The sequence below is a fragment of the Ochrobactrum sp. SFR4 genome, assembly GCF_019730395.1.
GTDB lineage: Bacteria > Pseudomonadota > Alphaproteobacteria > Rhizobiales > Rhizobiaceae > Pseudochrobactrum.
Genome location: NZ_JAAPBB010001482.1, coordinates 1 through 230, shown reverse-complemented (window position 1 = coordinate 230; position 230 = coordinate 1). Strand labels below are relative to the sequence as shown.

At 61.7% G+C, this 230-nt stretch carries 1 protein-coding gene; it reads left to right on the top strand.

Annotated elements, in window-relative coordinates; genetic code table 11:
• On the top strand, positions 1-230 hold a 230-nt coding region (locus tag HBA93_RS23950; protein WP_221724869.1), incomplete at both ends, for a helix-turn-helix domain-containing protein.

Here is a 230-nt window from a genome sequence, read left to right as displayed (position 1 = left end):
CACCGAGAAGCTTGAGATCATCCGGCTGGTCGAGCAGTCGCACCTGTCGGCCAGACAAACCCTCGACCGGCTCGGCATTCCAAGGCCGACCTTCTATCGCTGGTATGATCGTTTCCTGACCCACGGTGTCGAGGGGTTGGAAGACCGGACGTCCGCGCCGTCACGGGTCTGGAACCGTATCCCCGACGATATCCGGGATCGCATCATCACACTGGCGCTCGATCATGCCG